The 26,977-nt window shown below is 68.1% G+C and carries 19 protein-coding genes; 12 read left to right on the top strand and 7 right to left on the bottom strand.

The features are described from left to right. Positions 1-285: 285 nt before the first annotated feature. Together AC0685_RS06620 and AC0685_RS06615 are read right to left on the bottom strand one after the other, a co-directional pair. The gene (locus AC0685_RS06620; protein ID WP_478224659.1) at positions 286-1,299 is read right to left on the bottom strand and encodes a YdcF family protein; all 1,014 of its coding nucleotides are present in this window, start codon (positions 1,297-1,299) and stop codon (positions 286-288) included. Positions 1,300-1,426: 127 nt separating this feature from the next. Further along, positions 1,427-3,046, bottom strand: coding sequence for an ABC-F family ATP-binding cassette domain-containing protein (locus AC0685_RS06615; RefSeq protein WP_478224658.1), 1,620 nt, complete (start codon positions 3,044-3,046; stop codon positions 1,427-1,429). A gap of 63 nt (positions 3,047-3,109) precedes the next feature. On the opposite strand from AC0685_RS06615, the gene AC0685_RS06610 reads away from it, so the two are divergent. Together AC0685_RS06610 and yidC are read left to right on the top strand one after the other, a co-directional pair. Beyond that, the gene (locus tag AC0685_RS06610; protein WP_478224657.1) at positions 3,110-3,418 is read left to right on the top strand and encodes a DUF6412 domain-containing protein; all 309 of its coding nucleotides are present in this window, start codon (positions 3,110-3,112) and stop codon (positions 3,416-3,418) included. Between the two features lie 66 nt (positions 3,419-3,484). Next, a complete protein-coding gene (gene yidC / locus AC0685_RS06605) occupies positions 3,485-4,264 on the top strand; it encodes a membrane protein insertase YidC (RefSeq protein WP_478224656.1) in 780 nt (259 codons plus the stop codon). A 513-nt stretch (positions 4,265-4,777) separates the two neighbouring features. Here yidC and AC0685_RS06600 read toward each other — a convergent pair. Continuing rightward, positions 4,778-7,126: an excinuclease ABC subunit UvrA gene (locus AC0685_RS06600; protein ID WP_478224655.1), complete on the bottom strand. Its 2,349-nt coding sequence runs from the start codon at positions 7,124-7,126 to the stop codon at positions 4,778-4,780. Between the two features lie 56 nt (positions 7,127-7,182). Between AC0685_RS06600 and AC0685_RS06595 the strand changes: the two genes are divergently transcribed. Further along, entirely contained in the window at positions 7,183-8,154 is a 972-nt protein-coding gene (locus AC0685_RS06595; RefSeq protein ID WP_478224654.1) for a helix-turn-helix transcriptional regulator, read from the top strand. Positions 8,155-8,248: 94 nt separating this feature from the next. On the opposite strand, the gene AC0685_RS06590 is transcribed toward AC0685_RS06595, so the two are convergent. After that, the gene (locus AC0685_RS06590) at positions 8,249-8,719 is read right to left on the bottom strand and encodes an Lrp/AsnC family transcriptional regulator (protein ID WP_340688386.1); all 471 of its coding nucleotides are present in this window, start codon (positions 8,717-8,719) and stop codon (positions 8,249-8,251) included. A 162-nt stretch (positions 8,720-8,881) separates the two neighbouring features. On the opposite strand from AC0685_RS06590, the gene AC0685_RS06585 reads away from it, so the two are divergent. The 3 genes from AC0685_RS06585 to AC0685_RS06575 all read left to right on the top strand — a co-directional run bounded on the left by AC0685_RS06585 (position 8,882) and on the right by AC0685_RS06575 (position 15,818). Next, the gene (locus AC0685_RS06585) at positions 8,882-12,334 is read left to right on the top strand and encodes an indolepyruvate ferredoxin oxidoreductase family protein (protein WP_478224653.1); all 3,453 of its coding nucleotides are present in this window, start codon (positions 8,882-8,884) and stop codon (positions 12,332-12,334) included. A 1,241-nt stretch (positions 12,335-13,575) separates the two neighbouring features. Continuing rightward, a complete protein-coding gene (locus tag AC0685_RS06580; protein ID WP_478224652.1) occupies positions 13,576-14,700 on the top strand; it encodes an HAF repeat-containing protein in 1,125 nt (374 codons plus the stop codon). A gap of 224 nt (positions 14,701-14,924) precedes the next feature. Further along, positions 14,925-15,818, top strand: a complete 894-nt coding sequence (locus AC0685_RS06575) for an aminoglycoside phosphotransferase family protein (RefSeq protein ID WP_478224895.1) — start codon at positions 14,925-14,927, stop codon at positions 15,816-15,818. Here AC0685_RS06575 and AC0685_RS06570 read toward each other — a convergent pair. Next, on the bottom strand, positions 15,793-15,972 hold the full coding sequence (locus AC0685_RS06570) for a hypothetical protein (protein ID WP_478224651.1): 180 nt from the start codon (positions 15,970-15,972) through the stop codon (positions 15,793-15,795). The two genes, AC0685_RS06575 and AC0685_RS06570, sit on opposite strands and share 26 nt — an antisense overlap. 546 nt (positions 15,973-16,518) lie before the next feature. On the opposite strand from AC0685_RS06570, the gene AC0685_RS06565 reads away from it, so the two are divergent. The 4 genes from AC0685_RS06565 to AC0685_RS06550 all read left to right on the top strand — a co-directional run bounded on the left by AC0685_RS06565 (position 16,519) and on the right by AC0685_RS06550 (position 21,637). Then, positions 16,519-17,097 carry a hypothetical protein gene (locus tag AC0685_RS06565; protein WP_478224650.1) on the top strand — a complete coding sequence of 193 codons (579 nt, stop codon included), beginning with the start codon at positions 16,519-16,521 and terminating at the stop codon, positions 17,095-17,097. 355 nt (positions 17,098-17,452) lie between these two features. Further along, a complete protein-coding gene (locus AC0685_RS06560; RefSeq protein WP_478224649.1) occupies positions 17,453-17,605 on the top strand; it encodes a hypothetical protein in 153 nt (50 codons plus the stop codon). Positions 17,606-17,651: 46 nt separating this feature from the next. Next, a complete protein-coding gene (locus tag AC0685_RS06555; RefSeq protein ID WP_478224648.1) occupies positions 17,652-17,942 on the top strand; it encodes a hypothetical protein in 291 nt (96 codons plus the stop codon). Positions 17,943-18,340: 398 nt separating this feature from the next. After that, on the top strand, positions 18,341-21,637 hold the full coding sequence (locus tag AC0685_RS06550) for a fibronectin type III domain-containing protein (RefSeq protein ID WP_478224647.1): 3,297 nt from the start codon (positions 18,341-18,343) through the stop codon (positions 21,635-21,637). 55 nt (positions 21,638-21,692) lie between these two features. Here AC0685_RS06550 and AC0685_RS06545 read toward each other — a convergent pair whose 3' ends face one another. Beyond that, entirely contained in the window at positions 21,693-22,100 is a 408-nt protein-coding gene (locus AC0685_RS06545) for a DUF6463 family protein (protein WP_478224646.1), read from the bottom strand. A gap of 99 nt (positions 22,101-22,199) precedes the next feature. Here AC0685_RS06545 and AC0685_RS06540 point away from each other — a divergent pair, with 99 nt between their 5' ends. Together AC0685_RS06540 and AC0685_RS06535 are read left to right on the top strand one after the other, a co-directional pair. Next, positions 22,200-22,784, top strand: a complete 585-nt coding sequence (locus AC0685_RS06540) for a TetR/AcrR family transcriptional regulator (RefSeq protein ID WP_478224645.1) — start codon at positions 22,200-22,202, stop codon at positions 22,782-22,784. A gap of 144 nt (positions 22,785-22,928) precedes the next feature. Next, the gene (locus tag AC0685_RS06535) at positions 22,929-25,352 is read left to right on the top strand and encodes a glucan 1,4-alpha-glucosidase (protein WP_478224644.1); all 2,424 of its coding nucleotides are present in this window, start codon (positions 22,929-22,931) and stop codon (positions 25,350-25,352) included. A gap of 282 nt (positions 25,353-25,634) precedes the next feature. Here AC0685_RS06535 and AC0685_RS06530 read toward each other — a convergent pair whose 3' ends face one another. Next, positions 25,635-26,813 carry a phospholipase D-like domain-containing protein gene (locus AC0685_RS06530; protein ID WP_478224643.1) on the bottom strand — a complete coding sequence of 393 codons (1,179 nt, stop codon included), beginning with the start codon at positions 26,811-26,813 and terminating at the stop codon, positions 25,635-25,637. Positions 26,814-26,977 lie beyond the last annotated feature (164 nt).

Below are 26,977 nucleotides of genomic sequence, written 5' to 3'. Positions count from 1 at the left end.
TGTGGGGGTGGTTTCGAGGGGGGGGGGGTGAGGGGGGGGGTGGGGGGGGGGTTTGGGGGGAAAACCCAAAACCCCCCCCCACGACCCCCTCGCCGAACCGTGCAAATAACCCAAGTCGGACGCTGTCACCGTGGAAAAAGTCCGTTATGAACAGTTGGAAAGGTGCCTGGTCGGCGAGTCCCGCTCCTGCCGCCAACTCCGGAACGCCACATTTGACCTTTCCCTCAATAACCGTCCTTACCACTCACGAGACCTGGCAGTACGTACCTGAGACACGGTACCCACTCACGAAAAGGCACGGGAGACCTGCGAAAGCACGATGAGCCCGCAGAAGACCAGGTTCTTGTACTTGTGGTCCACCAGGATGGCCACGAATTCGCGAAGGGTGGCGCTCGGCCAGAAGTACCAGGCCGTCGGCGATCCGATGACCTGACCGTTCACCTTGGCGCGGCGGGCGATGAGGGCGGCGCGGAGCACGTGGAAGTTGTTCGTGACCACCGTGCATCGGTAGTCCGCCTTCCGCTGCTTCATGATCTCGGTGCTGAAGGTGAGGTTCTCGAAGGTCGTCCGCGAGCGGTCTTCGAGGAGGATCCGCTCCCTCGGCAGTCCGTTTTCGACCAGGTAGCCCGCCATGGCATGGGACTCCGGCAGGTCCTCGTCGGGTCCTTGCCCGCCCGAGGTGACCACCATCGGCTCCCGGCCGCGCCGGGCTTCGGCGTCGATGACGCGTTTGGCCCGGTTCAGGCGGCCCGCCAGCAGCGGCGGCACCCGGTGCCCGTCCAGCAGGCCCGAACCCAGCACCACGACGAAGTCCACGCCCTTTTCGGTGCGGATGCGGCCGTAGACGACCGAGTACAGGAGGAAGCAGACGAAGAGGAACGAGAAGTAGACGACGATTCCGTTCAGGATGCCCCGGACGATGTCGAGCGGCTCCCAGGCGAGTTGCGTGACCGTCGCGTTGAAGACGATCAGCGCGCAGATGCCGAGCCCCGTCAGCAGCGAGAGGACGTTGGCCAGCCGCCGTCCCTCGCGGCGGAGCATGGTGATCCCGTTGCAGATCAGGAAGACCGTGAGCGCCAGAACCGTCGGGATGATCATCAGGATCACGCCGACCGCGACGAACCCCGCCGCCTCGGGCGACACCGAGGCGAGCAGCGCGATGAAGGTCACGCCGAGGAACAGCAGCGCGAAGAAGAGGTAAAAGCCGTTCCGCAGCCGGCGTCGGTCGCGCAGGAAGCTCACGAGGAACGCCGCGCAGCACAAGGCCGCGATGGCGAAGGGGATTGCAGCGGCCTTCACGAGAACTCCAGCCTGGGGACGATGCGGGCACTCGGGTGTCGGCACGCGGTGCGGCGGCATTCAAACACACGGCGGAACCGCTGGGCGCATCTCCCGCGGGTGTGTCGCCTTTCCTGGCCCGAGTGTGTCACCGGGCGCGTTGCACAGGCCGCTCGTCCCACACCGGTTCCGCGGTTTCGCGTACGTGTCCGTCCGAGCCGAACACGAGGTACCGATCGAAGGAGCGCGCGAACCACCGGTCGTGCGTCACCGCGATCGTGGTGCCTTCGTAGGCTTCCAACGCCTGCTGCAGCGCTTCCGCCGAGGCGAGGTCGAGGTTGTCGGTCGGTTCGTCCAGGAGCAGGATCGTCGCGCCGCCGATCTCCAGCAGCAGGATCTGGAACCGCGCCTGCTGGCCGCCGGACAGCTTCTCGAACCGCTGGTCGCCCTGGCCGTCGAGTTCGTAGCGCCGCAAAATGTTCATCGCGGGACCGCGGCTTCGCGCGTAGCCGGTCCAGAGGATGTCGACAAGCGTGTGCCCGAGCAGTTCGGGATGGGCGTGCGTCTGCGCGAAGTGGCCGGGGACGACGCGGGCACCGAGTTTCCACAGTCCGTCGTGCGCGACGTCCTCGCCTGCCAGCAGTCGCAGGAAATGTGATTTGCCGGAGCCGTTCGAACCGAGCACCGCGACCCGTTCGCCGTAGAAGACCTCCAGATCGAAGGGTTTCATCAGGCCGCGGAGTTCGAGCCCTTCGCAGGTGACGGCGCGGACACCGGTCCGGCCGCCGCGCAGGCGCATCGTGATCTTCTGTTCGCGCGGGGGAGCGGCGGGCGCTCCGGCCTCCTCGAACTTCCGCAGACGTGTCTGCGCGGCGTGATACCGCGACGCCATCTCGTCGCTGCGCGCGGCGTACTGCCGCATGTCGGCCACGAGTTTCTTGAGCCGGGCATGCTTTTCGTCCCAGCGGCGACGGAGTTCCTCGAGGCGTTCGAAGCGTTCCGCGCGGGCCTGGTGGTAGCCGCCGAAGCCGCCTCCGTGCACCCAGACGTCGCCGCCGGCGGGCCCGGGTTCGACGCTGATGATCTTGTTCGCGGCCCGCGCGAGAAGCTCCCGGTCGTGCGAAACGAACAGCACGGTCTTCTGGGTCTCACGCAGCCGCTCTTCCAGCCACTGCTTGCCGGGGACGTCGAGGTAGTTGTCCGGCTCGTCGAGCAGGAGGACGCCGGATCCGCCGAGAAGCAGCGCCTCCAGCACCAGCCGCTTCTGTTCGCCGCCGGACAGCGTGCGCACCTCGCGCCAGCGCGCCTTCTCGTACGGCAGGTTGAGCGCCGCCGTCGTGCACTTGTCCCACACGACTTCGGCTTCGTAGCCGCGAGCGTCGCCCCAATCGCCGAGCGCCTGCGCGTACGCCATCTGGTTCGCTTCGTCGTCGCGTTCCATCAAGGCGAGTTCGGTCTCGTCGACCGCGCGGGCGGCGGCGCGGAGCGCTTCCGGCGACACCGACACGAGCAGATCCCGCACCGTCCGTTCGTCCCGCACGGAGCCGACGAACTGAGGCATCACCCCGAGCCCGCCGCTGATGGTCACCGAGCCGCTGCTGGGAGACAGTTCCCCCGAGATCAGCCGCAGCAACGTCGTTTTGCCCGCCCCGTTGGCGCCGACGAGCGCGCAGACGCTGCCCTCCCCGACCCGGAACGAGACATCGTCGAGAAGCAGTCGTCCGTCGGGCAGGTGGTACTCGACGTGCGCGACCTCGACGTGACCCATTTCGACAGACTGCCCGCGCCGCCGGGAATCACGCAACGCGATATCTCCGGTAGTGTCGGTGACGTGGAGCGAACCTACTTCGGCGTGCGGCTCAAGCTGGTGCTTGCGCTGTTCCTGCCCGGGTTGTTCGTCGTGCTCCCGGTCGTCGGCGGGATCAACCCGCTGGGCCTGGCCGCCGCCCTGACCGCGTCCCTCGCCGCCGTCCTGCTCGCGCTGGCGGCGCACTTCCGCCTGGAACCGGCCGCCGCCGCGATGCGGGTGCGCGCCATCAGCCTGCGCGAACGCGCGCAGCTGTTCCTGAGCCTGCGCGATCCCGACGCGCGTGGCCGCGTCCGGCCCCGAGCTCCGTCACTGGGCATCGCGACTGCCTGACCTTCCGTCCGAAGGTGAGGCAGTCACTCCTGCCCATACCCCTTCGACCGACGGAGTGACCTGGTCATGTTCGATGTCTTCCTGTACCCCGTTTCCGCCATTCTCTGGTTCTGGCACAAGGTTTTCGGCGTCTTTTCGAGTCCCGACTCCGGTGTGGCCTGGGTGCTGTCCATCGTTTTCCTCGTCTTCACCCTGCGCCTGCTGCTGGTCAAACCTGCCCTCGCCGCGCTGCGCGCGGGCCGCCGCATGCAGGCGCTGGCTCCGCGGATGCGGGAGATCAAGGACAAGTACGGGAAGGATCGCCAGCGGATGACGAAAGAGATCCGGAAACTGCACGCCGAAACCGGTGCGAACCCGCTGGGCGGTTGTCTCCCGGCGCTGATCCAGCTGCCGGTGTTCCTTTCCCTGTACTGGGTTTTGCGCGACTTCACCCCGGGCGCGCAGTCGAACCACGTGTTCGACGACGCCGGGGTGCGGTCGTTCTTGAACGCCGACCTCTTCGGCGCGAAGCTCGGCAACTGGCTTTCCCAACCGGCGGGGGAGCTGGCCGCGTTCGGCACGGATCACGTCCACATGATCGCCGTCGGGGTGCCGCTGATGCTGATCGCGAGCCTGGCCACGTTCTTCTCGATGCGCTCGGGACTCACCCGGCAGACCGCGACCGCCCCCGAGGCGGCGGGGATCACCAAGCTGATGATGTACCTGGCGCCGATCGGCATGCTGGTCTCGGGAGCGTTCTTCCCGGTGCCGATCGGGGTGCTGCTGTACTTCCTGGCCACCAACGTGTGGACGCTGGGACAGCAGTATTTCCTCACCAGGATCGTCGACAGGGAGGAAGCCAGGTGAGAGCGAACCGGTTCTTTTCGGTGTCGTAGCCGACCAGGTCATTTCGTCCTCCCGCCGGGACGGGTCCCGCCGCGCAGCTTTACGGTCTGCCGGAGGAAGAGCCGGATGACAGCGTGCATTCGGGTGATCGTGGCGCTCGCCGTCTTCGAGCAGCCCGGATCCGGCGTTGGTCTCCTGGGTGGGCGGGTACTGCGGTGCGGTCAAGGACATGCGGTTGGTCGTCTACAGCCTGGCCTAGGGGTACGACAGAGCTCGCCTTCTCCCGGGAACTCCAGGGGAAAGTGACCGAGTACCGCACCCTGCCGCCGAGGGGCGGGTGAAATACGCCAAGGCCGCCCTCGACCTGAGCGGGGTCGACCTGGTTACGCACGTGCCCGCGGTCGAGACCGGCAAGGTGCCCGGCTCGACCAGGCGATGAAGGCGAACCAGGAGTGCGAGCTGGTCGCCTAGATCACACGGGATCGAGCGAAGAACTGTTCGGTACCGGCGTGCCGGGCAAAGCCCGATGGGGAATCATCGCGCTCGCCCGGGAACTGTTCCCGGGCGGGTGGGTGTTCCCGGCGCCGTCCGGCGCCGGGAACGCGTTCGCAGATGACGCCCGGTGATCGACGCGGAGTCCTCGGCCAGTGCCGACGGCGTGCCCTCGAACACCACTGTCCCGCCGTCGGCTCCCGCGCCCGGCCCGATGTCGATGACGTGGTCGGCGTGCGCGATCACCCGTTGGTCGTGTTCGATCAGGACGAGTGTCGCGCCGCCGTCGACGAGTTCGTCGCAGAGGGCGAGCAACCGGTCGACGTCGCTGCCGTGCAGTCCGGCGGTGGGTTCGTCGAGCACCAGGCGCAGTTCTTCCGCGGGGCCGGCGTCGGCGAGATGGCGGGCGAGCAGCAGCCGTTGCCGTTCGCCGCCGGACAAGGTGTCGAGGCTCTGTCCGATGGTCAGGTAGCCGAGCCCGACCCGGTCCAGCCAGCGCAACCGCCTGCCGGTGGCGGACCGCTCGCCGAACAGGGCGGCGGCGTCCGCCGGGTTCATCGCCAGGACGTCGGCGATGGTCCGGCCGTTCAAGCGCGCGGCGAGCGCGTCCGGGTTGAACCGGGTGCCGCCGCAGGCGTCACAGCCGGTCTGGACGTCGTCGAGGAAGGCCAGATCGGTGATGATGACGCCCTTCCCCTTGCAGACCGGGCACGCGCCGCGGCCGTTGGCGCTGAACCACGACGGATTTTTCCCGGTGGCCTTGCCGAACGTTTCGCGAATGGGTTCGGCGACGCCCAGCACCGTGGCGGGTGTGGACCGGATGCCACCGCGCAGCGGGGCCTGGTCGACGACGGCGAAATCGGGATGCTGCCGGGGAAGTTCACCCGTGATCAGGGTGCTCTTGCCGGAACCGGCGACACCCGAGACGACGGTCAGGACGCCGAGCGGCACGTCGACGGTGACGTCACGCAGGTTGTGGCTGCGGGCGCCGGAGATCGTCACGGCGCCGCGCGCGGTGCGCGTCCGCTGCCGGAAGTGAAGCGGGGTACCGAGAATCCGCACGGTCTCGGTGCCCGCCGCGATGAGTTCGCCGGGACTGCCTTCGAACTGGATCCGCCCTCCGCCGTCACCACCGCCGGGCCCGAGGTCGATGACGTGATCCGCGGCCGCGATGACCGCGGGATGGTGCTCGACCACGAGGATCGTGTTGTGCGCGTCGCGGAGCTTGGCCAGCAGTTCGAGGAGACGGTGCACGTCGTGCGGGTGCAGGCCGGTACTGGGCTCGTCGAACACGTAACAGACGTCGCTGAGCGCGCTGCCGAGATGGCGGACGATCTTGACGCGCTGGGCCTCGCCGCCGGACAGCGTCCTCGACTCGCGGGACAGGCTCAGGTAGCCGAGACCGACCGAGTCCAGGGCGTCGAGGCGTTCCCGGATCGCCCGCAGCAGCGGCGCCACCGACGGATCGCACACTTTCGCGACGACGTCTCGCAATTCGCCGACCGGCAGCGCCGACCAGTCCGCGATGGACCGTCCGTCGATCAGACTGCCGCGCGCAGCGTCGGACAGGCGGGTTCCCGCGCACTCCGGGCAGACGCCGCGGGTGACGACTCCGGCGAGCCCTTCCTGTTCCTCGGCGGTGAGTCGTGAGGGGGTCTTGCGCAGGTACGTGTCGCGCAACCGCGGGACGATACCGTCGAAGAGACCGTGCTTGGGGTAGTCGGAGCCAGGGGAGTCGAGGGGGAGTCCTTCGGCGTGCAGCAGCGTTTCGACCTTCGCCGACGGCAATTGTTCCAACGGGACATCGGGGTCGACGAGTCCGGAGTGGACGAGCCGTTTCCACCGGTAGGTCCCGGGGGCGAACGTCGGGAACCGCACGGCCCCTTCGCGCAGGCTCAGCGAGCGGTCGAGCAGCCGGTCGAGATCGATTTCGTCGACCACGCCGAGCCCTTCGCAGCGCGGGCACATCCCGACCGGATCGTTGAACGAGTAGGCGGGCGAGAATCCGGCGTTCGGTTCGCCGACGCGGGAGAAGAGCAGACGCAGCAGTGGCGCGATGTCGCTCGCCGTGCCGACGGTGGACCGCGCGTTGCCGGTGAACCGCCGCTGATCGACGATCGTGGTGAAGACCAGCCCGTCGATCCGGTCGACGTCGGCGGGCGGATGCTGGGGCAGCCGGTTCCGCACGAAGGCGGGATAGCTCCCGGTGACCAGGCGTTCGGCTTCGGCCGCGATCGTGTCGAAGGCCAGCGACGACTTCCCGGACCCGGATACACCGGTGAAGACCGTCAGCCGGTGTTTCGGCACCCGCACCGAAACGTCGCGGAGGTTGTGCGTCCGGGCACCTTCCACCGCGATCCACCGGCCACGGTCTGCTTGAACTTTCGCCATGAACCGAGGCTACGATGAGATGTGGCCGGTTTTCGGCCACAATTACGGGAGGCGTCGTGACGGCACCACGGGAACGGATGCTGCGGCTGTTGTCCCTCCTGCAGTCCGGCCGGGCGTGGCCCGCCGCCGAACTCGCGACGGCCATGGAAGTCCCGCCGCGCACGCTTCGCCGGGACATCGACCACCTTCGCGGTCTGGGCTATCCGGTGGAGAGCAGCCGCGGCCCTGGCGGCAACTACCGGCTCGTCGCGGGAAGCGCGCTGCCGCCGCTCATGCTGGAACACGACGAGGCGATCGCCACCGTGCTCGGGCTGCGGCTCGCCGCGGCGGGCGGCACCGGCGTCGACTTGACCGCCGAATCGGCGGACCGCGCCGCCGCGAAACTCGGGCGTGTCCTGCCGGCGGCGCTGCGCAGGCGGACCGACGAAATGCTCGCAGCGGTCGAGTTCGGGAGCGGTGAACAGCCGCGGGTCACCCAAGACGTCCTGAACGTCCTCGCCGCGGCGATCGCGGCTCGTCGATGCCTCGAATTCGCGTACACGGCGAAGGGCGGCCCGTCGTCAAGGACGGTCGAGCCGATGCGCCTCGTCCAGCTCGGCAGACGGTGGTACCTGTACGCGTGGGACCTCGGCAGGCGGGATTGGCGGAGCTTCCGGCTCGACCGGATCGCCGGGCCGAGGACGACGGACGTGGCGTTCGAGCCGCGTGAGCTCCCGGTCGACGACGTCGCGGCCCACCTACAGGAACGCTTTCACAGCCCGAAATCGCTCCGGATCACGCTGACCCTGGACGTCGGCGCGGAGGAGGCCGCCGCCCGTCTGCATCGGATCGACGGGAGTTTCGAAGCCCTGGGCGACGACAGGTGCCGGTATGTCGCCCATGTCGACTCCTTCGAGTGGCTGGCCGTCGTCCTCTTGCTCACCGACATCGGGTTCACGGTGGAGGAACCGGCGGAATTCGGCGAGTACCTCGCGCGAACGGGGGACCGGTTGATGCGGGGGAGCACGAAACCCGGCCCACGGGACTGACCGGCGCCGTGGCTTTGGCGCGACTCGCGTGTTTGAAGACGGAACTCGCGTGATTGGAGGGCGAACACGCTGGGGCCGTGTCTTCCGGCTGGGATCACGGGTGTTCCGGGTGGGGCCACTGCTGCCCCCGCGTCCAGGAGTCCAGCACCATCAGCGTCTTCGTGCCCGTCACCTGGTGGTGTCGCCGGATCTCGTCGATGGTCTGCTGCAGGTGGCCCATGTCCCGCACCCGCAGCCAGACGAGCGCGTCGGGGTCGCCGGCGATGGTGAACACCGCCTGGGCCTCGGGCATCCGGGTGGTGGTGCGGACGATCTCGCCGACCTTGGTGGTACCGGTGAACCGCAGCTCGGTGAACGCCTCGATGGCCCAGCCGAGTTTGGCGTGGTCGATCTGGACGGTGTAGCCGACGATGACGCCATTCTCCTGCATGCGGTCGATGCGGCGTTTGACGGCCGCGGTCGACAGCGTGACACGGGCCCCGATGTCGCCCAGCGTGCGCCGGGCGTCCTCCCGCAACAGTTCGAGGATCTCGCGATCGGTCTCGTCGATGAGCTGGTCCGCCATAAGCCAGGATGGTACGCAGACGCAACAGATATCGGCCACCGGAGAAGATGGGCCGGATTTTTTGCGTGCCGGGCGCCAATAGACTGCCGCCTGTTGCGGCGGCCCGCGAGGTCGGGTCTCCTGTCGTGACGTCGCGCGGGGGTGCCGAAGGAGGCAGGTCTGGTGGAGCAGTTCACGTTGGAGGACCGGTATCTGCGGGAGGACGGCACCGTCTATCTCAGCGGTGTCCAGGCCCTGGTGCGGATGTTGTTCGACCGGGTGCGGCATGACCGCGCCGCCGGGGCCTCGCCCGCCGTGTTCGTCTCCGGCTACGAGGGATCCCCGCTGGCCGGATACGACCTCGAGCTCGGCCGCCGCTCCGTCCTGCTCGAGAAGCATGACGTCGTGCACCGCCCTGGTTTGAACGAGGAGCTGGCCGCGACGGCGGTGATGGGGAGTCAGCTGACGTCGTCGGTGGGGTCGTCGCTGGGTGGGGTGACCGGGTTCTGGTACGGCAAGGCTCCTGGCCTGGATCGGGCGACGGATGCTTTGCGGCACGCGAATCTCGCGGGCACGGATCCGGCGGGTGGTGCGGTGGCGCTGGTGGGTGATGATCCGAACGCGAAGTCGTCGTCGGTGCCGTGTGCGTCTGAGCTCGCGCTGGCCGACCTGGCGATGCCGGTGTTCTTTCCGTCGGATTCGCAGGACGTGCTGGATTTCGGGCTGCACGCCGTGGAGTTGTCGAGGGCGAGTGGTCTGTGGTCGTCGATGAAGCTGGTGGCGAACGTGGCCGACGCCGCGTCCACCGCCCACGTCCGCCCCCGGTGGACGGCGCCGGAGCTGGCGCTGCCCGCGTACCGGCACAAGCCCAGTTCCCGGCTGCTCGGCACCACGTTGATGGCGCTTGAACGCAGCCTGTACACCGAACGGCTGCCGCTGGCCGTCGAATACGTGCGCGCGAGCGGGGTGAACCGGATCGTCCAGGAAGGACCCGCCGACCGCATCGGCATCGTCACCGCCGGGAAGTCCTATTTGGACCTCATGCAAGCGTTGCGGCTGCTCGGCTTGGACTCCGAAGCGTTGTCCCGGCACGGGATCCGGATCCTCAAACTCGGCGTCATTCATCCGTTGGAACCGTCGATCGTCCGCCGGTTCGCCGGCGGACTGAGCGAGATCGTCGTGGTGGAGGAGAAGCGTTCCTTCGTGGAGTCGGCGATCAAGGAAATCCTGTACGGCACTGTCGGCGCGCCGCCGGTGTACGGCAAGACCGGCCCGGACGGCCGCACCCTGTGCACCGAACTCGGTGAGCTCGACCCGGACGCCGTCGCCAGGGTGCTGGCCGGGCGGTTGGGTGAGCATCATGAGATCCCGTCGGTGACGGCGTGGCGGCAGCGTCGTCGTCGTGAGCGGATTTCGGTGCCGTTGCTGGCCAGGACGCCGTATTTCTGTTCCGGTTGCCCGCACAACTCCTCGACCAAGGTGCCCGAGGGGACCGTGGTGGGCGGCGGTATCGGTTGTCATGCGATGGCGTTGTTGATGGAGCCGGAGCAGGTCGGGGATGTGGTCGGGCTGACGCAGATGGGTGGTGAGGGGGCGCAGTGGCTGGGGATGGAGCCGTTCGTGGCGGCCTCGCATTTCGTGCAGAACATCGGTGACGGCACGTTCACCCATTCGGGCAGTCTCGCGGTGCGGGCGGCGGTGGCCGCGGGGGTGAACATCACCTACAAGATCCTCTACAACGCGACCGTCGCGATGACCGGGGGTCAGGACGCGGTCGGCGGGCTGCCGGTGGACCGGCTGGCGTCGCTGCTGCTGGTGGAGGGTGTGGCGAGGGTGGTCATCACCAGCGACGAGCCAGACCGGTTCCGCCGGGTGCGGCTGCCCGACGGTGTCGAGGTCCGGCATCGCGACGAAGTGCTGAGCACGCAGGAGGAACTGGCTCGCGTTCCCGGGGTCACGGTGCTCATCCACGATCAGGAATGCGCGGCGGAGAAGCGCCGCAAACGACGTCGGGGGAAGCTGGCCACCCCGGCCACCAAAGTCGTCATCAACGAACGCGTCTGCGAAGGCTGCGGCGACTGCGGCGAGAAATCGAACTGCCTGTCGGTGCAGCCGGTCGCCACGGAGTTCGGCCGCAAGACCGCGATCCACCAGTCGTCCTGCAACGTGGACTACTCGTGCCTGGCGGGGGACTGCCCGTCGTTCATGACGGTGATACCGACCGGCCGGAAACAGCACCGCAAGCCAGGGGAGATCACCGCCGCGGAACTGCCCCAACCGCAGACCACCGGCGGCACTGATGTCACGGTGCGGATCACCGGGGTCGGCGGGACCGGCGTGGTCACCGTCGCGCAGATCCTCGCCACCGCGGCGGTGATCGAGGGCAAGCAGGTCCGGACCCTGGACATGACCGGGCTGGCGCAGAAGGGCGGTGCTGTCGTCTCGGATCTGAAGATCACCACCGAGCCGGTGCCGCAGGCGCCGAAACTCGCGGCCGGGGAATGCGATCTCTACCTGGCCTGTGACGTCCTCGTCGGCGCCGACCCGGCGCATCTGTCGGTGACCGATCCCGGCCGGACCATCGCGGTGGTCTCCACGACCGAGGTCCCGACCGGCCGGATGGTCGTCGACACCACCGTGTCGTTTCCCGACGCGGCGGCCGTGCGCGGGGCGATCTCCGACAGCGCGGCGCGGACGGTGGCGCTCGACGCGCGGGCGCTGGCGGAAACCCTGTTCGACGACGACCAGTTCGCCAACATCCTCCAGCTCGGCGCCGCCTATCAGACCGGTGCGATCCCGCTGGACGCGGCGAGCGTGGAGCGCGCGATCGAGCTCAACGGGGTCGCGGTCGCGGGCAACCTCCAGGCGTTCCGGCGCGGCAGGCAACTCGTCGCCGACCCCGCCACCCTGCACGCCACCGTCGCCCCGCCCACCGTCGCCGCGACCCCCGCCCCGTCGACCGCCGCGCTGCGTGCCCGCGCGCTCGTCCACGCCGAGCCGGGTTCGGAACTCGCGCGGCTGCTCGACATCCGCGTCCCCGAACTCGTCCGGTATCAGAACGTGCGGTACGCGCGGGAGTACGCCGAGTTCGTCGAACAAGTCCGGGTCCTGGAAGGGGATACGACCGCCGTCACCGAAGCGGTGGCCCGCAATCTGCACAAACTGATGGCCTACAAGGACGAGTACGAGGTCGCGCGGCTCTCGCTCGACCCGGCCGTGCTCGCCGGGATCGAGGCGGAGTTCGGCGTGGGCAGCCGCTACGCCTACCGCCTGCACCCGCCCTTCCTGCGCGCGCTGGGCATGAAACGGAAGATCGCACTCGGCCCGAAGTTCCGCCCGGTGTTCGTCGCACTACGTGCAGCGCGGAAGCTGCGCGGCACCCGCTGGGACCCGTTCGGCAAAGCACAGGTCCGGAAGGTGGAACGGGAACTCATCACCCAATACCGCGACACGGTCCTCACCGCCTTCAACACCGAAGGCGCCGATCGCGGCCGGATCCTCGCCTTGGCCGAGCTGCCCGATCTCGTTCGCGGATACGAAGACATCAAACTCGCGAACGTCGAGGCTTACCGGCGGGAACAGTCCGCGCTCCTCGCCGAACTCGTGCAGGGGGACAGGCTCGGCGCGAGCACCTGACGGCTTCAGGGAAGGTTCGCGTGCTTCGGCAGCTGATCCAGGACGGAGGCGGTTCCGGCATCGCGGCGATCCGGGCGGCCATGTCGAACTGGCCAGCGGTGAGACCACCAGCGGCACGTCGACATACGGCAGTATTCGTCGTTGGCGAAAGAAGTTCTCGATACGCACCCCGGCGGGCCGCGCTCCGAACCGCTCCCGGTCGCGGCCGATGGTCGCGATGACGTTGACCTCTCGCCGTGCAACGCGGAGATCATGGTCTCCAGCACCCCCGGCCGGGTGTTGTTGAGGGGTAGGGCAAAGGTGGCTTAGGTGGCGAGGGCTCGTGAGTGTTAAGGACGGTTGGAACGGGCCGGTGTTCGCCTACCTGCTGCTGACCCGCAGGAGGGCGACGATCCCCGCGGGTATCGGGACCGTTGATGAAGGAATCAGGACACTCAACGTCCCGATTCCTTCATCGACGCGAGGTGACCCCCGTCCCGGACCTTGCTCAACGGAAGATCCGGGACGCTCAACGTCCCCCATCCTCCGTTGATCAAGGCGGTGCCACTCGAACCCGACGGTCGACACACCCGCACCAGCCCACCGCGGCACCGCTCAGATCGCCTGAATGAAGTACGTGAAGGGGCCTTCACGCGCCGACCACCTGGAACGACCGCCCACCCCTGCCGCCACGACGTTGCGAAAGAGGCTTTCGCAACATGCCACCTTTGCCCTACCCCTCAATATCTCGGCGAGTCCGGCGGGCGAGTACCTGCTCCGGGCCTGGCGGGCGGCCGCCTCGTCGGCGGGCCCGTCCACGGCGATCGTCGGCAAACCGTACGACGCATTGCCGAAGGTTACGCCTGGCAGACGGAAAAATTTGTTTCCTCGTGGCGTGTCACGGCGGTGCTCGATTTCCGATATGGGTTCACTGCTTCGGGAACGGGCGGGTCGCCGACCGGAATCATGCTGTCGGTCTTTTGTATTTCCCGACGACGTTTTCCGGGTATCCCGCCCTTCTTGTGTCACGAATGTGCTGGGTTTCGGCGAGACGGGAGCTCGATTGTCAATATTCGCGTCGGTCAGAGGAACGACCTTGAGACGGAACCAGTCGGCTGTTCGTGTGGAAAGCGATCGCCGTGGAAGCTATTCGTGAAGGGAGTGCACTACTGTCGCACCGGGGGTCCGCACATCGCACGCCACTGGATCGAGATTGGGGAGTCATCGTGATGAGGAATTGTGTGCCAGTTGCGCGAAGACGGGTGCTTTCGCTGGTAGCGGCTCTTGTCGTGGTCACCGGCGCGGTGACGGGGACCGCGCGGGCCACCCCGGTGGGGCCGGTGGATCTCGGTACGTTGCCCGGGGACGACGAGAGTACGGTCCTCGCGGTCAACGAGGAAGGGGAGATGGTCGGGCTGTCGTTGGCGGGCCCGACCCCGAAACGCAGCCATCCGGTTCGCTGGGACGCCGACGGCCGGATCATGGCGCTGCCCACGCCAGGCGGCACCGAGGGACAGGTGCGCGACATCAACAGTCACGGGGCGTCCGCCGGTTACGTGTTGACCGCGACCACCGCCGTGCCGGTTCGCTGGGACGCCGCGGGCCAGGCGACCTCGCTGCAGCTTCCGCCCGGCTATCACAACGCCACCGCGTGGGCGATCAGCGACACCGGCGTCGTTATCGGGAACTGGCTGACGCCGGACAACCAGTTCCACGGGTTCCGCTGGGACTCGGGTGGCGCGGCCACCGACCTGGGCACGTTGCCCGGCGAGACCTGGAGCATGACCGAGGGCATCTCCGGCGACGGCACCATCATAGCCGGAAGCGCCGTCCGCTCCGCGGCGAACCAAGCCGTGCGGTGGGTGAACGGCGGGCCGATCACCGAGCTGGCGCCGCAGGGCGTGAGCAGTGGGGCGGGCCGGATCAACAAGGACGGCGTGGCCGCCGGAGTCCTGCGTGAGACCAGCAGCGGGCCCCCTGTCCCGGCGAAGTGGGATCGGGACGGCGTGATCCATCCCATGGACTGGCCCAGCCCCCACTCGGTCTGGATCTACGGGATCGGCCCCACCGGTTACGTCGTCGGTTCCGGGTACCTCAACCCGCCTCGCCGATCGGCCCTGATCTGGGACCTCGACGGCCACGTCGCCGCCCTGCCCGACGACGGTCTCGGCGCTGAGGCCGAAGCGGTCAACGCGCAGGGCACCGTGGCCGGCACTTTCCGGAGTCAGGCGACGGTCTGGTTCCGGAACGGGGAACGCAGGCAGCTCGGCACGCTGCCCGGCGGCACCCGCGGCCAGGGATATCGGATCACCGACAACGGCCGCGTCGTCGGAGTCGCCTCGAACGCCGCCGGGAAGTCCCACGCGGTGTACTGGACACTCGGCTAAGCGCTGTCCTGTGAGTCCGTTCGATGAGCGTGCCGTCCGCCTGATCACGTGTGTGCACGGACGACACGCTGCCGGTCGCGCCGGCCGGGCCGCGACCCGGCCGGCGCGACCGTGATCCGCCGGGCCCGAGTCCGCCGAATATCCGCTGGACGGCATGACGAGACTTGGTGGGGAGCCCATCGAGCAAGGAAGTCGTCTTGAGCAGCACGCCGGATCTCGGTCCGATGCCGCGGCGGATCACCGTCGACGTGGCGCAGGTGCGCCGGTTGATCGGCGAGCAGTTCCCGGAGTGGGCCGGTCTTCCGGTCCGGCCTGTGGCCGGGTCCGGTTGGGACAACTTCACTTTCCGTCTCGGCGACGCAATGGTGGCGCGGCTGCCGAGCGCCGCCGAGTACGCCTTGGCGGTGGACAAGGAACAGCATTGGCTTCCGGTGCTGGCTCCCAGGCTCCCGCTTCCTGTTCCTGTCCCGCTGGCGAAGGGGCGCCCCGGCGCTGGCTATCCCTTCCCGTGGTCGATCTACCGGTGGCTTGACGGTGAGCCCGCGAGCGCGGACCGTATTTCCGACCCGGTCCGGTTCGCTCTCGACCTGTCCGGTTTCCTCGCGGCGTTGCGGAACGTCGATATCGCCGACGGTCCTCAGCCAGGTAAGCACAACTGGTTCCGTGGAGCCACCCTGCGCACCTACGACACACTGGCCGAGCGCGCGCTCTCGGCGCTGGACGGCGAGATCGACGTCGGCTCGGCCCGCGAGAGCTGGAAGACCGCGCTGCGTACCCCTTGGGACGGTGCGGACCGGTGGTTCCACGGCGACATCGCGCCGGGGAATCTCCTGCTCGACGGCGGGGAACTGGCGGCCGTCATCGACTTCGGCACCTGCGGCGTCGGCGATCCGTCCTGTGACATGGCCATCGCCTGGACGTTGCTGACCGCCGACGGCCGGGAGGCGTTCCGCGAACGACTTTCGGTCGACAGTGCGACGTGGGCGCGAGGGCGCGGTTGGGCGCTGTGGAAGACGCTGGTCACCTGCGCTCGGACGAGGGGCCGCGCCGACGAGGAAGCCGTGGACGCGCGTCGCGTCCTGGGCGAGATCCTCAGTCCTCTGAACACGCGGTGGTGATGCGCGGCGACGCCTGGGCGGCATCGAGCGTCCTTGCGCATTCGCCGAGCGGATCGGCGACAGCGGTGACGTAGGCGACGCGGCCCCAGACCGTTCCCTTCGGTGGAGGGGGCACCACGGCGCCGGGCCGGGCGACGTCGACCGCTTGGTCCACTGTGGACGGTAGCGTCGCCGGGGACTCGACGCGATGGCCGTGTCGCGCCGGTCGACGTAGCAGAAACGGATCCCGGCCACTCGCCACCTGGTGGGGCGCACGTCCAGATCGTGACCGCACGCCGCGCCGCCGGCGAGGATGCCGGGGGGCGACGCCGGTCGCCGGTCAGCATGTACTCGGTGTGCGTCCAGCCGTCCCGCAAGCTCAGCGCGGTGTGGGTGTCCCGCAGTATCGCGGTGAACGTCGAGTCGGTGAGCAGAGGATCGTCCGCGTCCACGGGCGCCTTGGTGTCGCGGGTGAAGGCGAACATCTCGCGGAGCCGCTCGGGGTCGTCGACCCGGACCACACCGAGACCGGCGCCGGGGCCAGGGGTTTGAGGATGGCCCGGAACATGGCCTCTATGCTTGTCGGTTTTCTGAACGCTCACTGGATTTGGCGCCAGTCTTTCCCGAGGTACCGGAACGGTTCAGGCGCACCGGATCAAAGTGTCCGCGAGAGTTGATCGATGAAAGGCACGTGGGTGCCGAAGATCTAGGGGGTTCTGTCATGGGACGCGCATATGCCGCACTTGCCGTGGCCTGCGTCATGCTGCTCGCGCCAGGTACCGCCGGCGCCTCGACCCCGGCAATGCCTGACAGGCAAGCGCAGCCACTCGGCGGGCACCTGCACGAAATCTCTGCCGCCGGTCCGCCGTACGGCGAGTTCATCGAAATCGGAAATCGTCACTCCGTCCCGGTCGACATCGGTGGCCGTAGCGTGCTGGTTCGCCACGGGCCGGAAATGTTCATGCTCGCCCAGATCCCCAGTGGCACGATCTTGAATCCGCAGGACGTCTACCTCCTGGCCACTACACAGTGGACCGGACGACCTCCCGATCAGGTCTATGACGCACCCTTCGACCTCCCTGACTACAACCTTTGTATGGTGCTGGCGAGGTCAGGCGCGGTAGAGGACTCCGTAGCGACGTCTGGGGATTTCGTGCCCGTGCCAGGACCGAATTCGTGCGGGCAAGGTTGGCCGGCACCTGAACCCAAATCCGGCCTGTGCCTGAAGCGGATCTACTTCACCGGCGTCAACTTCAGGGACTGGGCCAACGGGGCATGCACTCCCGGCTCCTATCCGTGAGCCGGAACGGGCATTCGGCTTGGCGTTCACGTCGGCTTCGGAACGGTCTTGGTGTCGGATCACGTCGTGGCACCTGTATCCGGACAATGGTGGCCCGAATCCGCTGCCTCGCTGCAACGCGGCGGGCGAGAACGCGGAGAGAACGTCGCGATGATCAAGTGTGGTTCGTCGGTACCGGATGACATGCTCGACGCGCCGAGACTGCTCGGGCCAGGCGCTGGTCTTCCCGCCCCGCCGCGAAAGGCTCGAAGGCCTTCGCCGCGGGGCATCGGCGTCTTCGAGTGTCCTGGTGGCCGCCTCGTGGCGTGATGCCGTTGCCGCATGGGCGATTTCGATTTCCTCGTAGGTTCATGAAATGCTGCGGGAAAGCGCGGTCAGCGTGGTGGCGGGCATCGCGTACGGAGAGTCGTGCGACCGGTATGTCCGCATCTCCGTGGGCACGGAGTCGCCGTACCGGGTGGCCAGGGGCATCGCCGCGATCCGGGAGCCGATCGACGCGACCACCTGACGCGACGGCCGGTGTCCCGCCGCCGATCCATGGTTGGATCGACCACATGTCCGCCATCGTCGTCGCCGTGATCGCAGCGGTCGCATCGGTCTCCGCGGCGGTGGTCGCCGGGATGTTCGCACTGGCCGCGCGCCGTCTCGAAACCCGCGTGCAGAGCGCCGACCAGGTTCGCGAACGGATCTCCGCGCGGAGGCGCGCCATGTGCGAGCCCGTCGTCGACAGAATGCAGATCCTCGGACCGCGGTCGGCGAACCTCTCCGACCGCCGGAGCCTGACCGACCCCGACCCGGTCTGCAAACGGCTCGGCTGGGTGCCGCCCTGGCGCGCGGCCAAGTGAGCGGGCGAAGCCGGGGGAGCGGCCCCTCTCCCTTGACCTGATCGCGGCCATGTTGGCCAGTAACCACCCTCGCCGAGATGGCGGCGGACGTTTTGGGGTCGTGGCTGACAGATTCGCGAACGGTGAATCGACCGCGCATGACAAAGACGAAGAATGGTCGCGCGGGCTCTGTGATTTTGCTTGCCTGGCGTGCCGCGCGGGTGTGTTAATTCCCTGTGGCATACCCGTGAATATGTGCACGCGCCCGCTGGGAAGAGCCCGCGAAAGCGGGCATTAATCGTTTGTCCGGTGGTTTCGGCGGGCGTGGTCCATGTGTTGGAGAGGTACCTGTGAAACACAGAAGACGTAGTCGAAGACTGGCCACTGGGGGCATCGCCGTCGTCAGCACGGCGGCCTTGGTGGCACTGGGACTCGCGATAGGGTCGGGCACCAGTGCCGCGGCTCCGGGTGAGCTCACGCAGAATTACTCGTGTCCATTCCCGTTGATCGGTGATCAGAACGTCTCGGTCACCATCAAGACCACTCAGCCTTCGACGATCGAGACCGGCAAACTGACTCCCGCCATCGAGATCACCGCCGTGTCCAACGCGGGCAAGACGGCGACGGAAGGCCTTCGTCTCGTCGGCGCCGAGTCCATCAAGGGCACCGCGAAGGCGACTTCGACCGTGACGATGCCCGGCAGCCAGGGCACGATGACGGTGAAGGTCGACTCCGACGTGCCGAACCAGCCCATCCCGCCCGCGGGCAACGATCTCGTCGTCAACGCGACGGGCAGCGCGCCCGCGCTGAGGTTCGATCAGCCGGGCACCGCGTCGCTCGCGGTGACCGGCCTCCAGCTGGTGATGACCCCGCTGAAGGCCGACGGCACCCCGACCGGTCTCGGCACCTTCACTTCGGACTGCACACTGGCGGCCGGGGCCGAGACCGTCCTGCAGACCTACACGGTGACCGGCTCGCCGGTCACCCCGGAAGCCGTTGTCGGCACAGGGAACCACCCGCCGCTGCGGCAGGTCTACAGCTGCCCGTTCCCGTTGATCGGGAACCAGGACGTCACGGTCGACATCAACGCTACGCTGCCCGACACGATCCCGGTCGGCCAGTTCACGCCCAGGATCGACATCACGGCCGTCTCCAACGCGGGCAAGACCGCGACCGAAGGGCTCCGGCTCGTCGGCGCCGAGAAGATCAAGGGATCGGCGCTGGCCACCTCGCTGGTCTCCAGCCCGCAGGGACATCTCGCGGTCGGCGTGCCGACAGCCGTCCCACTGCAGCCGATCCCACCGACGGGCAACGACCTGATCGTCAACGCGAGCGGTGCGGCGCCGTCGTTGCGGTTCGACAAGCCGGGGACGGCGACGCTTTCGGTGCACGATCTGGTGCTCACCATGACGCCGTTGACGGCTTCCGGCGCGGAGACCGGCCTCGGCACCTTCGTCGCGGACTGTACTCCCGCGAACGGCCAGGCCAACGTGCTGCACACCTTCACCGTCACCGCGGCCGCGGACACGACCCCGCCCTCGGCTCCCGGTGCGGTGACAGTCGGCGAAGTCACCCAGAACAGCGTCGCGTTGTCATGGGGCGCCGCCACCGATGAGGTCGGCGTGACCGGCTACGACGTCTACGAGGGTGCGAACCTCGTCAAGTCCGTGACCGGGACGTCGGCCATGATCGACGGTCTCACCCCGGACACGGAGTACTCGTTCACGGTCAAGGCGAAGGACGCGGCGGGCAACGTCTCGCCCGCCACCGCGCCTGCCACCGCCCGGACCGCGAAGGCCCCGGACACGCAGGCGCCGACCACACCCGCGAACGTGCACTCGACCGGATCCACCCAGACCAGCGTGACGCTGGCCTGGGACGCGTCGAGTGACAACGTCGGTGTCACGGGCTACGACGTCTTGAAGGGCACCGAGGTCGTCAAGTCGGTCACGGAACCGCAGGCCACGATCGACGGTCTGACGGCCGACACCGAGTACACCTTCACAGTGGTCGCGAAGGACGCAGCGGGCAACGCTTCGGCCGCCAGTGCCGCGGTCACGGCGCGGACGCAGGCCGCGCCCGACACGCAGGCTCCCGGTGTGCCGGGCAACCTGCACTCCACCGGTACCTCGGCCTCCAGCGTCGGCCTGGCGTGGGACGCGTCGAGTGACAACGTCGGTGTCACCGGGTACGACGTGTACAACGGCGGCACCCTGGTGAAGTCGGTGACGGAAACCAACGCCACCGTCGACGGTCTCGCCGCCGACACCGAGTACACCTTCACCGTCGTCGCGAAGGACGCGGCGGGCAACAGGTCGGAGCCCAGCGCGGCGGTGACCGCCCGGACCGCCACGGTCCCCGACACCGAAGCGCCCAGCGTTCCGGCTGGTCTCGCCACGACAGACGTCACCCAGTCCAGTGTCGCGCTGTCCTGGAACGCGTCGAGCGACAACGTCGGTGTCACCGGCTATGACGTCTACAACGGCACCACGCTGGTGAAGTCGGTGACGGGGACTTCGGCCACTGTGGACGGTCTCGCGCCGGACACCGAGTATTCGTTCACCGTGGTCGCGAAGGACGCGGCGGGCAACGCTTCGGCGCCCAGTGCCGCCGCGACGGCGCGGACGCAGGCCGCGCCCGACACCCAGGCGCCCGTCGCGCCGGGCAACCCGCGCTCCACCGGGACCACGCAGACCAGCGTGAGCCTTGAGTGGACCGCGGCGACGGACAACGTCGGTGTCACCGGCTATGACGTCTACAACGGCACCACGCTGGTGAAGTCGGTGACGGGGACTTCGGCCACTGTGGACGGTCTCGCGCCGGACACCGAGTATTCGTTCACCGTGGTCGCGAAGGACGCGGCGGGCAACCTCTCGACTCCGAGCGCCGCCGTCACCGTCCGGACGCAGGCCGCGCCCGACGTGGTGGCTCCCAGCGTGCCGGGCAACCCGCGCTCCACGGGAACCACGCAGACCAGCGTGAGCCTCGAGTGGGATGCCGCGACGGACAACGTCGGTGTCACCGGGTACGACGTCTACAACGGCTCCGCGCTGGTGAAGTCGGTGACCGGCACCTCCGTGATCGTGGACGGTCTCACGGCCGACACGGAGTATTCGTTCACCGTCGTCGCCAAGGACGCCGCGGGGAACAAGTCGGCCGCCAGCACGCCGGTCACGGCGAAGACCCAGCCGAACACCTCCCCGGTCGTCAAGTACAGCTACGACCTGACCGGCAAGACGCAGCTGAAGAAGCTCGCGGGCCCGATCGACCTGCGCGGCGGCATCAACGCCGCGATCACGCTGGCGAACGGGACCTTCGACGCCGACCTGACGCTGAACCCGACGAGCGCGAACCTCACGCTCTGGGGGTTCGTCCCGGTCAAGGCGAAGATCGAGTTCGCTTCGGCGGGCAAGACCACGGGAACCCTGGCCGACGGGGTGCTCAAGTCGACCTCGGCGGTGACGGTCAAGCTGCCGCGGATCAGCGTCTTCGGCTTCCCGGTCTCGGCGAGCCCGGCCTGCCAGACGAAGACGCCCGCCCAGATCCCGCTCCAGTCGAAGGCCGGCTTCGACCCGCTGGCCGGTGGCAAGCTCACCGGCTCCTACACCCTGCCGCCGCTGCAGGGTTGTGGATTCCTCAACGACATCGTCAGCGGTGTCGCCTCCGGTCCCGGCAACACGGTGGAGGTGAACCTGAAGCCGCGTCCGGTCGGCTGATCCCACGAAAGCCCTGATCCGGCCCCGTCGCATCTCGCGGCGGGGCCGGATCCCGTCATCGTCCGGCGTGGGCCGGGGCTGGGTCGCCAGGGCGGGTGCCGCGGCGGATTCCGAGCAGCAGCAGAACGGTCGCGACCAGGAGGATCGGCCAGGGCGTGAAAAGGAGGACCGCGGCGATGAGCAGGGTCCAGATCCCCAATGCCCACGCGATGAACAAGGGCGGTGTGATGCCCCGCCGGTCCAGCCACAGCACGGTCAGGCCGACCAGGACGAGCGGCACGCCGAAGCTGGCCGCGCTCAGCCAGAAGGCGCTGTTCGCGGGGTTCATGGCGGCGAGGTCGTCCCTCCACAATGTCCCGCTGAACCACGTGCCGGCATGGCGAGCGGCTTTCATCACCGTGAGGGCGCCCAAGGTGTGCGCCGCGCCGAACAGCGTTATGAGCCAGCCTGCCCATTTGATCATGTCAACTCCCCAGCCCATGTTATACGGTGGCGTATAAGTTCAGGTTAGACCGGTTATACGGCGGCGTACAACCAGTGGAGAGGTGAGGTGGGCCACGGCATGGGCGCATTGCGCACACCGCGTGAGAAGTGGATCGAAGAAGGTTTGCGGGCCCTCGCCGAGGGTGGAGTGGACGCCGTGCGTGTCGAGGCTCTGGCCAAGGCGCTCGGCGTGACCAAAGGCGGATTCTACGGCTACTTCGCCGACCGTGCGGCCCTGCTGGAGGCGATGCTGGAAGCCTGGGAGTACGAAAGTGTCGACGAGATCCTCGCTCGCGTCGAGCGGGAGGGGTGCGATGCGCGGGACAAGGTCCGGCTGGCCGGTCGGCTCACTTTCTCCGGTGGCCGGCTGCTGCCCATCGACCTTGCCGTTCGTGACTGGGCTCGACGTGACGAGGCCGTGGCCGAACGCCTGCGGCGCGTGGACAACCGGCGCATGCAGCTGGCCCGCGACGGGATCAGCACCTTCTGTGCCTCCTCCGACGAGGTCGAAGCCCGTGCCCTGCTCGCCTTCTGTGCGGCCATCGGCAGCCACTTCCTCGCCGCGGACCATCACGGCCGGACTCGTGAACAGGTCCTCGCCCGCGCGGCGGATCTCATTCTCAACGGCCCGCCCAGCGACCCCAGTCGATTCGCCGGTCCGTGAGCCGAGGCGCGCGCCGCCTCGACCGGACCACCAGCGCGAGTGGTCCGGGTTACTCCGATCGGCCCTGCCGGTGAAGACGGTCAGCGAATAAGTTGCCGCTAACAACAAATCCTGCCGTCGATGAAGCCTGTGGGAAGGATCGACATGAAATCTCCGAAGCGGCGTCGCGCGACAGTCGCGCTGTTGACCGCGGCGGCGCTCCTGGCGTCCACGCCGGTGAGTGCCGCACCGCTGGCGGACGCGCCCGGCGCACCGGGTACCGGGGCGGCCTGGACGACCGGGGGCAAGGAGGGCTTCGGCACCGCCACCAACGCGGCGTCGAAGGTCTGGTTCACCCTCGGCCAGGGCGTCAATCACGAGATCTATTACCCGACCGTGGACGTCGCCAACGTCCAAGACCTGCAGTACGTGGTGTCCGACGGTGCCGGTTTCACGCAGCTGGAACGCGACCACACCACCAAACAGCTGGTGCTCACCGATCCGCGTTCCCTGAGCTACCGGCAGATCAACACCGCCACCAACGGCCGGTACCGGATCACCAAGACCCACACCGCCGATCCGGCCCGGTCCACCGTGCTGATCCAGACCAGGTTCGAGGTGCTCAGCGGGGGGCCGCTGCAGTTGTACGCGTTGTACAACCCGTCCCTGAACAACAGCGGGATGGGGGACACCGGCGCCACCGCCGGCGGGCAGCTGGTCGCTTCGGACGGGCCGGTGTCCAGCGCCTTGGCCGCCTCCACCGGTTTCGTCAAGGCGACCAGTGGCTACAGCGGGACCGCGAGCGATGGCTACGTCGACCTGAGCGGTGATCACGTTCTCGGCGCACAGTACGACTCGGCCTCGACGCCCGGGAACCTGGTGCAGCTGGGGCAGATCCCTGTGGGGACCGACACCACCTTCACTCTCGCGATCGGGTTCGGCGGTGATCGCGGCGCCGCGTCGGCGAACGCGACGGCCTCGCTCGCCGGTGGTTTCGGGGCGGCGGACACCGCGTACCGGTCCGGCTGGAGCGGCTATCTCTCCTCACTGGCCGCGGTACCCCGTTCGATCACCGGCGCCGGCTTGACCACGCAGTACAACGTGGCGCTGATGACCCTCAAGGCCCACGAGGACAAGACCTACGCGGGTGCGAACGTCGCCTCGCTCACCAATCCCTGGGGTGAGGCGAAAGACGCGAACGGCACGGGGGACTGCGGGTACCACGCGGTCTGGTCCCGTGATCTCTACCAGGTCTCGACCGCGCAGATCGCGGCGGGCGACTCGGCGGCGGCCCATCGTTCGGTCGACTACCTGTTCACCGTCCAGCAGCGGCCGGACGGTTCGTTCCCGCAGAACACCCGGCTCGACGGCACCAATTGCTGGACCAGCCTGCAGATGGACGAGGTCGCCTTCCCGATCGTGCTCGCGTGGCAGCTGGGCCGGTCCGACGCGGGGATGTGGGCGAAGGTGAAGAAGTCCGCGGACTTCCTCGTCGCGAACGGTCCCTCCACCCCGCAGGAACGCTGGGAGGAGAACGGCGGCTACTCGCCGTCCACCATCGCCGCGGAGATCGCCGGACTGATCTGCGCCGCCGACATCGCCGAACGCAACGGCGACACGACGGCGGCCGCCCGGTACCGCGAAACCGCGGACCGGTGGCAGGCGCAGGTCAGCGCCTGGACGTTCACCACGTCCGGTCCGCTCGGCGACGGCCGGTACTTCCACCGCATCGACGGCAACGGCAATCCCAACGACGGCCAGAACGTCTTCCTGCAGAACGGCGGGGGAAACCACGACGAACGCGCCATCATCGACGCGGGCTTCCTGGACCTCGTCCGCCTCGGCGTGAAACCGGCCGCCGATCCGGATGTCGCCGCTTCACTGTCCGAAGTGGACTCGACGCTGAAGGTGAATACTCCCAACGGCCCGATGTGGTACCGCTACAATCACGACGGCTACGGCGAAACCGCTTCCGGTGGTCCGTACACCGGCGCCGGCGTCGGACGGCTGTGGCCGCTGCTCACCGGCGAACGCGGGGAGTACGAACTGGCCAACGGCCGCCCGGCGACGACGCATCTGGCGGCCATGGCCGCTTCGGCGAATTCCGGTTTCCTGATTCCGGAACAGGTCTGGGACCGGCAAAGCACCGGTGGCTTCACCTTCGGCGAAGGCACCGGCTCGGCGACGCCGCTGGCTTGGTCGATGGCGCAGTTCGTCCGGCTGGCGCATTCGATCGACGCGGGTGCCCCGGTCGAGACGCCGTCGGTGGTCAAGCAGCGGTACAGCGCGGCGTGCTCGGCCGTTTCGGCGAAGTTCACAGTGAACGCCACGACTTCGTGGGGCCAGAACATCTTCGTCGTCGGCGACCGGCCTGAACTCGGTGCGTGGAACCCGGCGAACGCCGTCCCGATGGCGTCGGCCGACTATCCCTTGTGGACGGCGAACGTCTCGATGCCGAAGGGAGTCGCCTTCCAGTACAAGTACATCCGCAAGGAGGGCGGCACCGTCACGTGGGAATCGGGTGCCAACCGGGCGGGCACCGCTTCGGGCGGCTGCACGATGGCGTTGAACGACACCTGGCGGCCCTGAGTCCTCGTGAGTGGTAAGGACGGTTCCGGCCGCCCTTACCACTCACGACTCGCGTGATCCCCGGCCACCCGCGAGTCGTCCGTCCAGTCACGTGAAACCGTCACCCGCACATCGGTGTCGTGTGCTCGCCCGAGTACATGAAGGCCTCCTTTGTTGCGCCAGGCGCAACAAAGGGGCCTTCACTACCGTGGCAGTCACCAAGGTAGTGAAGGCCTCCTTGCCAACCCTCAGGGTAGGGAAGGAGGCCTTCACGGACCGGGCTTGGGATCAACCGCGGCCGGATCAGTCGGTCGGCACCATCTTCCCGCAGTCCCCAGGCGACTTGATCTCCTCGTCGGCGGCCTGGGCCACCTGCTCGAAGTTCCGCACGAAGCTCCGGTAGATCCCGTCGTTGTCCAAGACCCGGATGACGTTCTCGTCGTTCTCGTGCAGGGACGGGTTGTTGAAGTTCTGGCTGCCGGTGAAGACGACCTTGGTCCCCGGCTTCAGGTAGTCACCCTCGATCATCATGTTCTTCTCGTGGATGCCTGCCTCGTTCCCCTTCTTGAAGCCACGCAGCCGCACGCGGTCCGGCTGCCCCTTCATCAGCGCTTCGCAGGAGCCCTTGGTCATCCGCAAAGCCACTATGTCCACGGAGCAGCCCCAGGTGGCCAGGATTCGCAGCCGTTCGATGATCTTCATCCGGGTGAGTGACCATACCCCGATGCGGATCTTGGACTTCTCCGCCGAACAGCCGACCTCCTTCAGCGAGTTCTCGACGGTGTCGTTCCCCGCGTCCTTGAGCCGCGGATAGAAGTAGCTCTTGGTGTTGCCGGTGACGACGGGCGGATTGGCCTCGTAGTAGCCGGGGTTCGCCGTGCCCCCGTCCGCGACCCTGCGCAGGTCGGCGAAGTAGTCGTTGTACCTGGCGAACAGGCCGACATTCCCGACGTCGGTGTAGTAGCTGTTCCAGCCGCCCATGCCGCCCGTCGTGTTCTCGCTGAGGTTCGCCGATCCGGTCGCGACCACCGACGGCGCGTCCAGCGTCCGGTCGAACAGGAAGAACTTGTCGTGCATCGCGTTCCCGCCGTTGCACCCTCGGCCGTTCTCGCAGTTTTTCGCCCACGAGTTCTTGTCGCCGGTCTTCTCGAGCCGGTTCTTCAGGTCTTGGTAGTTCGGATGGTCCGTCGCCCGTCCGTCGACCAGGACCTGGACATGCACCCCGCGCTCCGCGGCGTCCGCGAGCGCCTCCGTGATCGGCTTGTCCCGCAAGAGGAACTGCGCGGTCTTGATGGTCGAGTTCTCGGGTGCGCCCCGGATCAGCTTTTCGAGGTGCTGGACGATCTGGCCGCCGCCCGGTGTGTTGAAATCCGCGCGCGTGGTCAGCCGCGACGGCGCGGCGGTGGCCGGGACGCCGGTCGCCGCCACCAGTAGCGCGGCTGCCAGTGCTCCTCGAAGCGCGGTCGTCCTGTGCGGTTGCATGCCGATTCCCTCCCCATGGCCGGATCTGCTGGCGGGTCCACGCTCCCCAGCGCGGCCCCATCGTGGCAAGCGAAACCGCCCGGGATGGGACGCTGGGACGAAACTCCGCCGCTGACCTGCGGTGACGCCGGGCCGGGAGACGTGATCTCGCGAATTCGCGCGGC

The organism is Amycolatopsis sp. NPDC043889, assembly GCF_056435645.1.
This window is presented reverse-complemented; position numbering and strand designations above follow the sequence as displayed.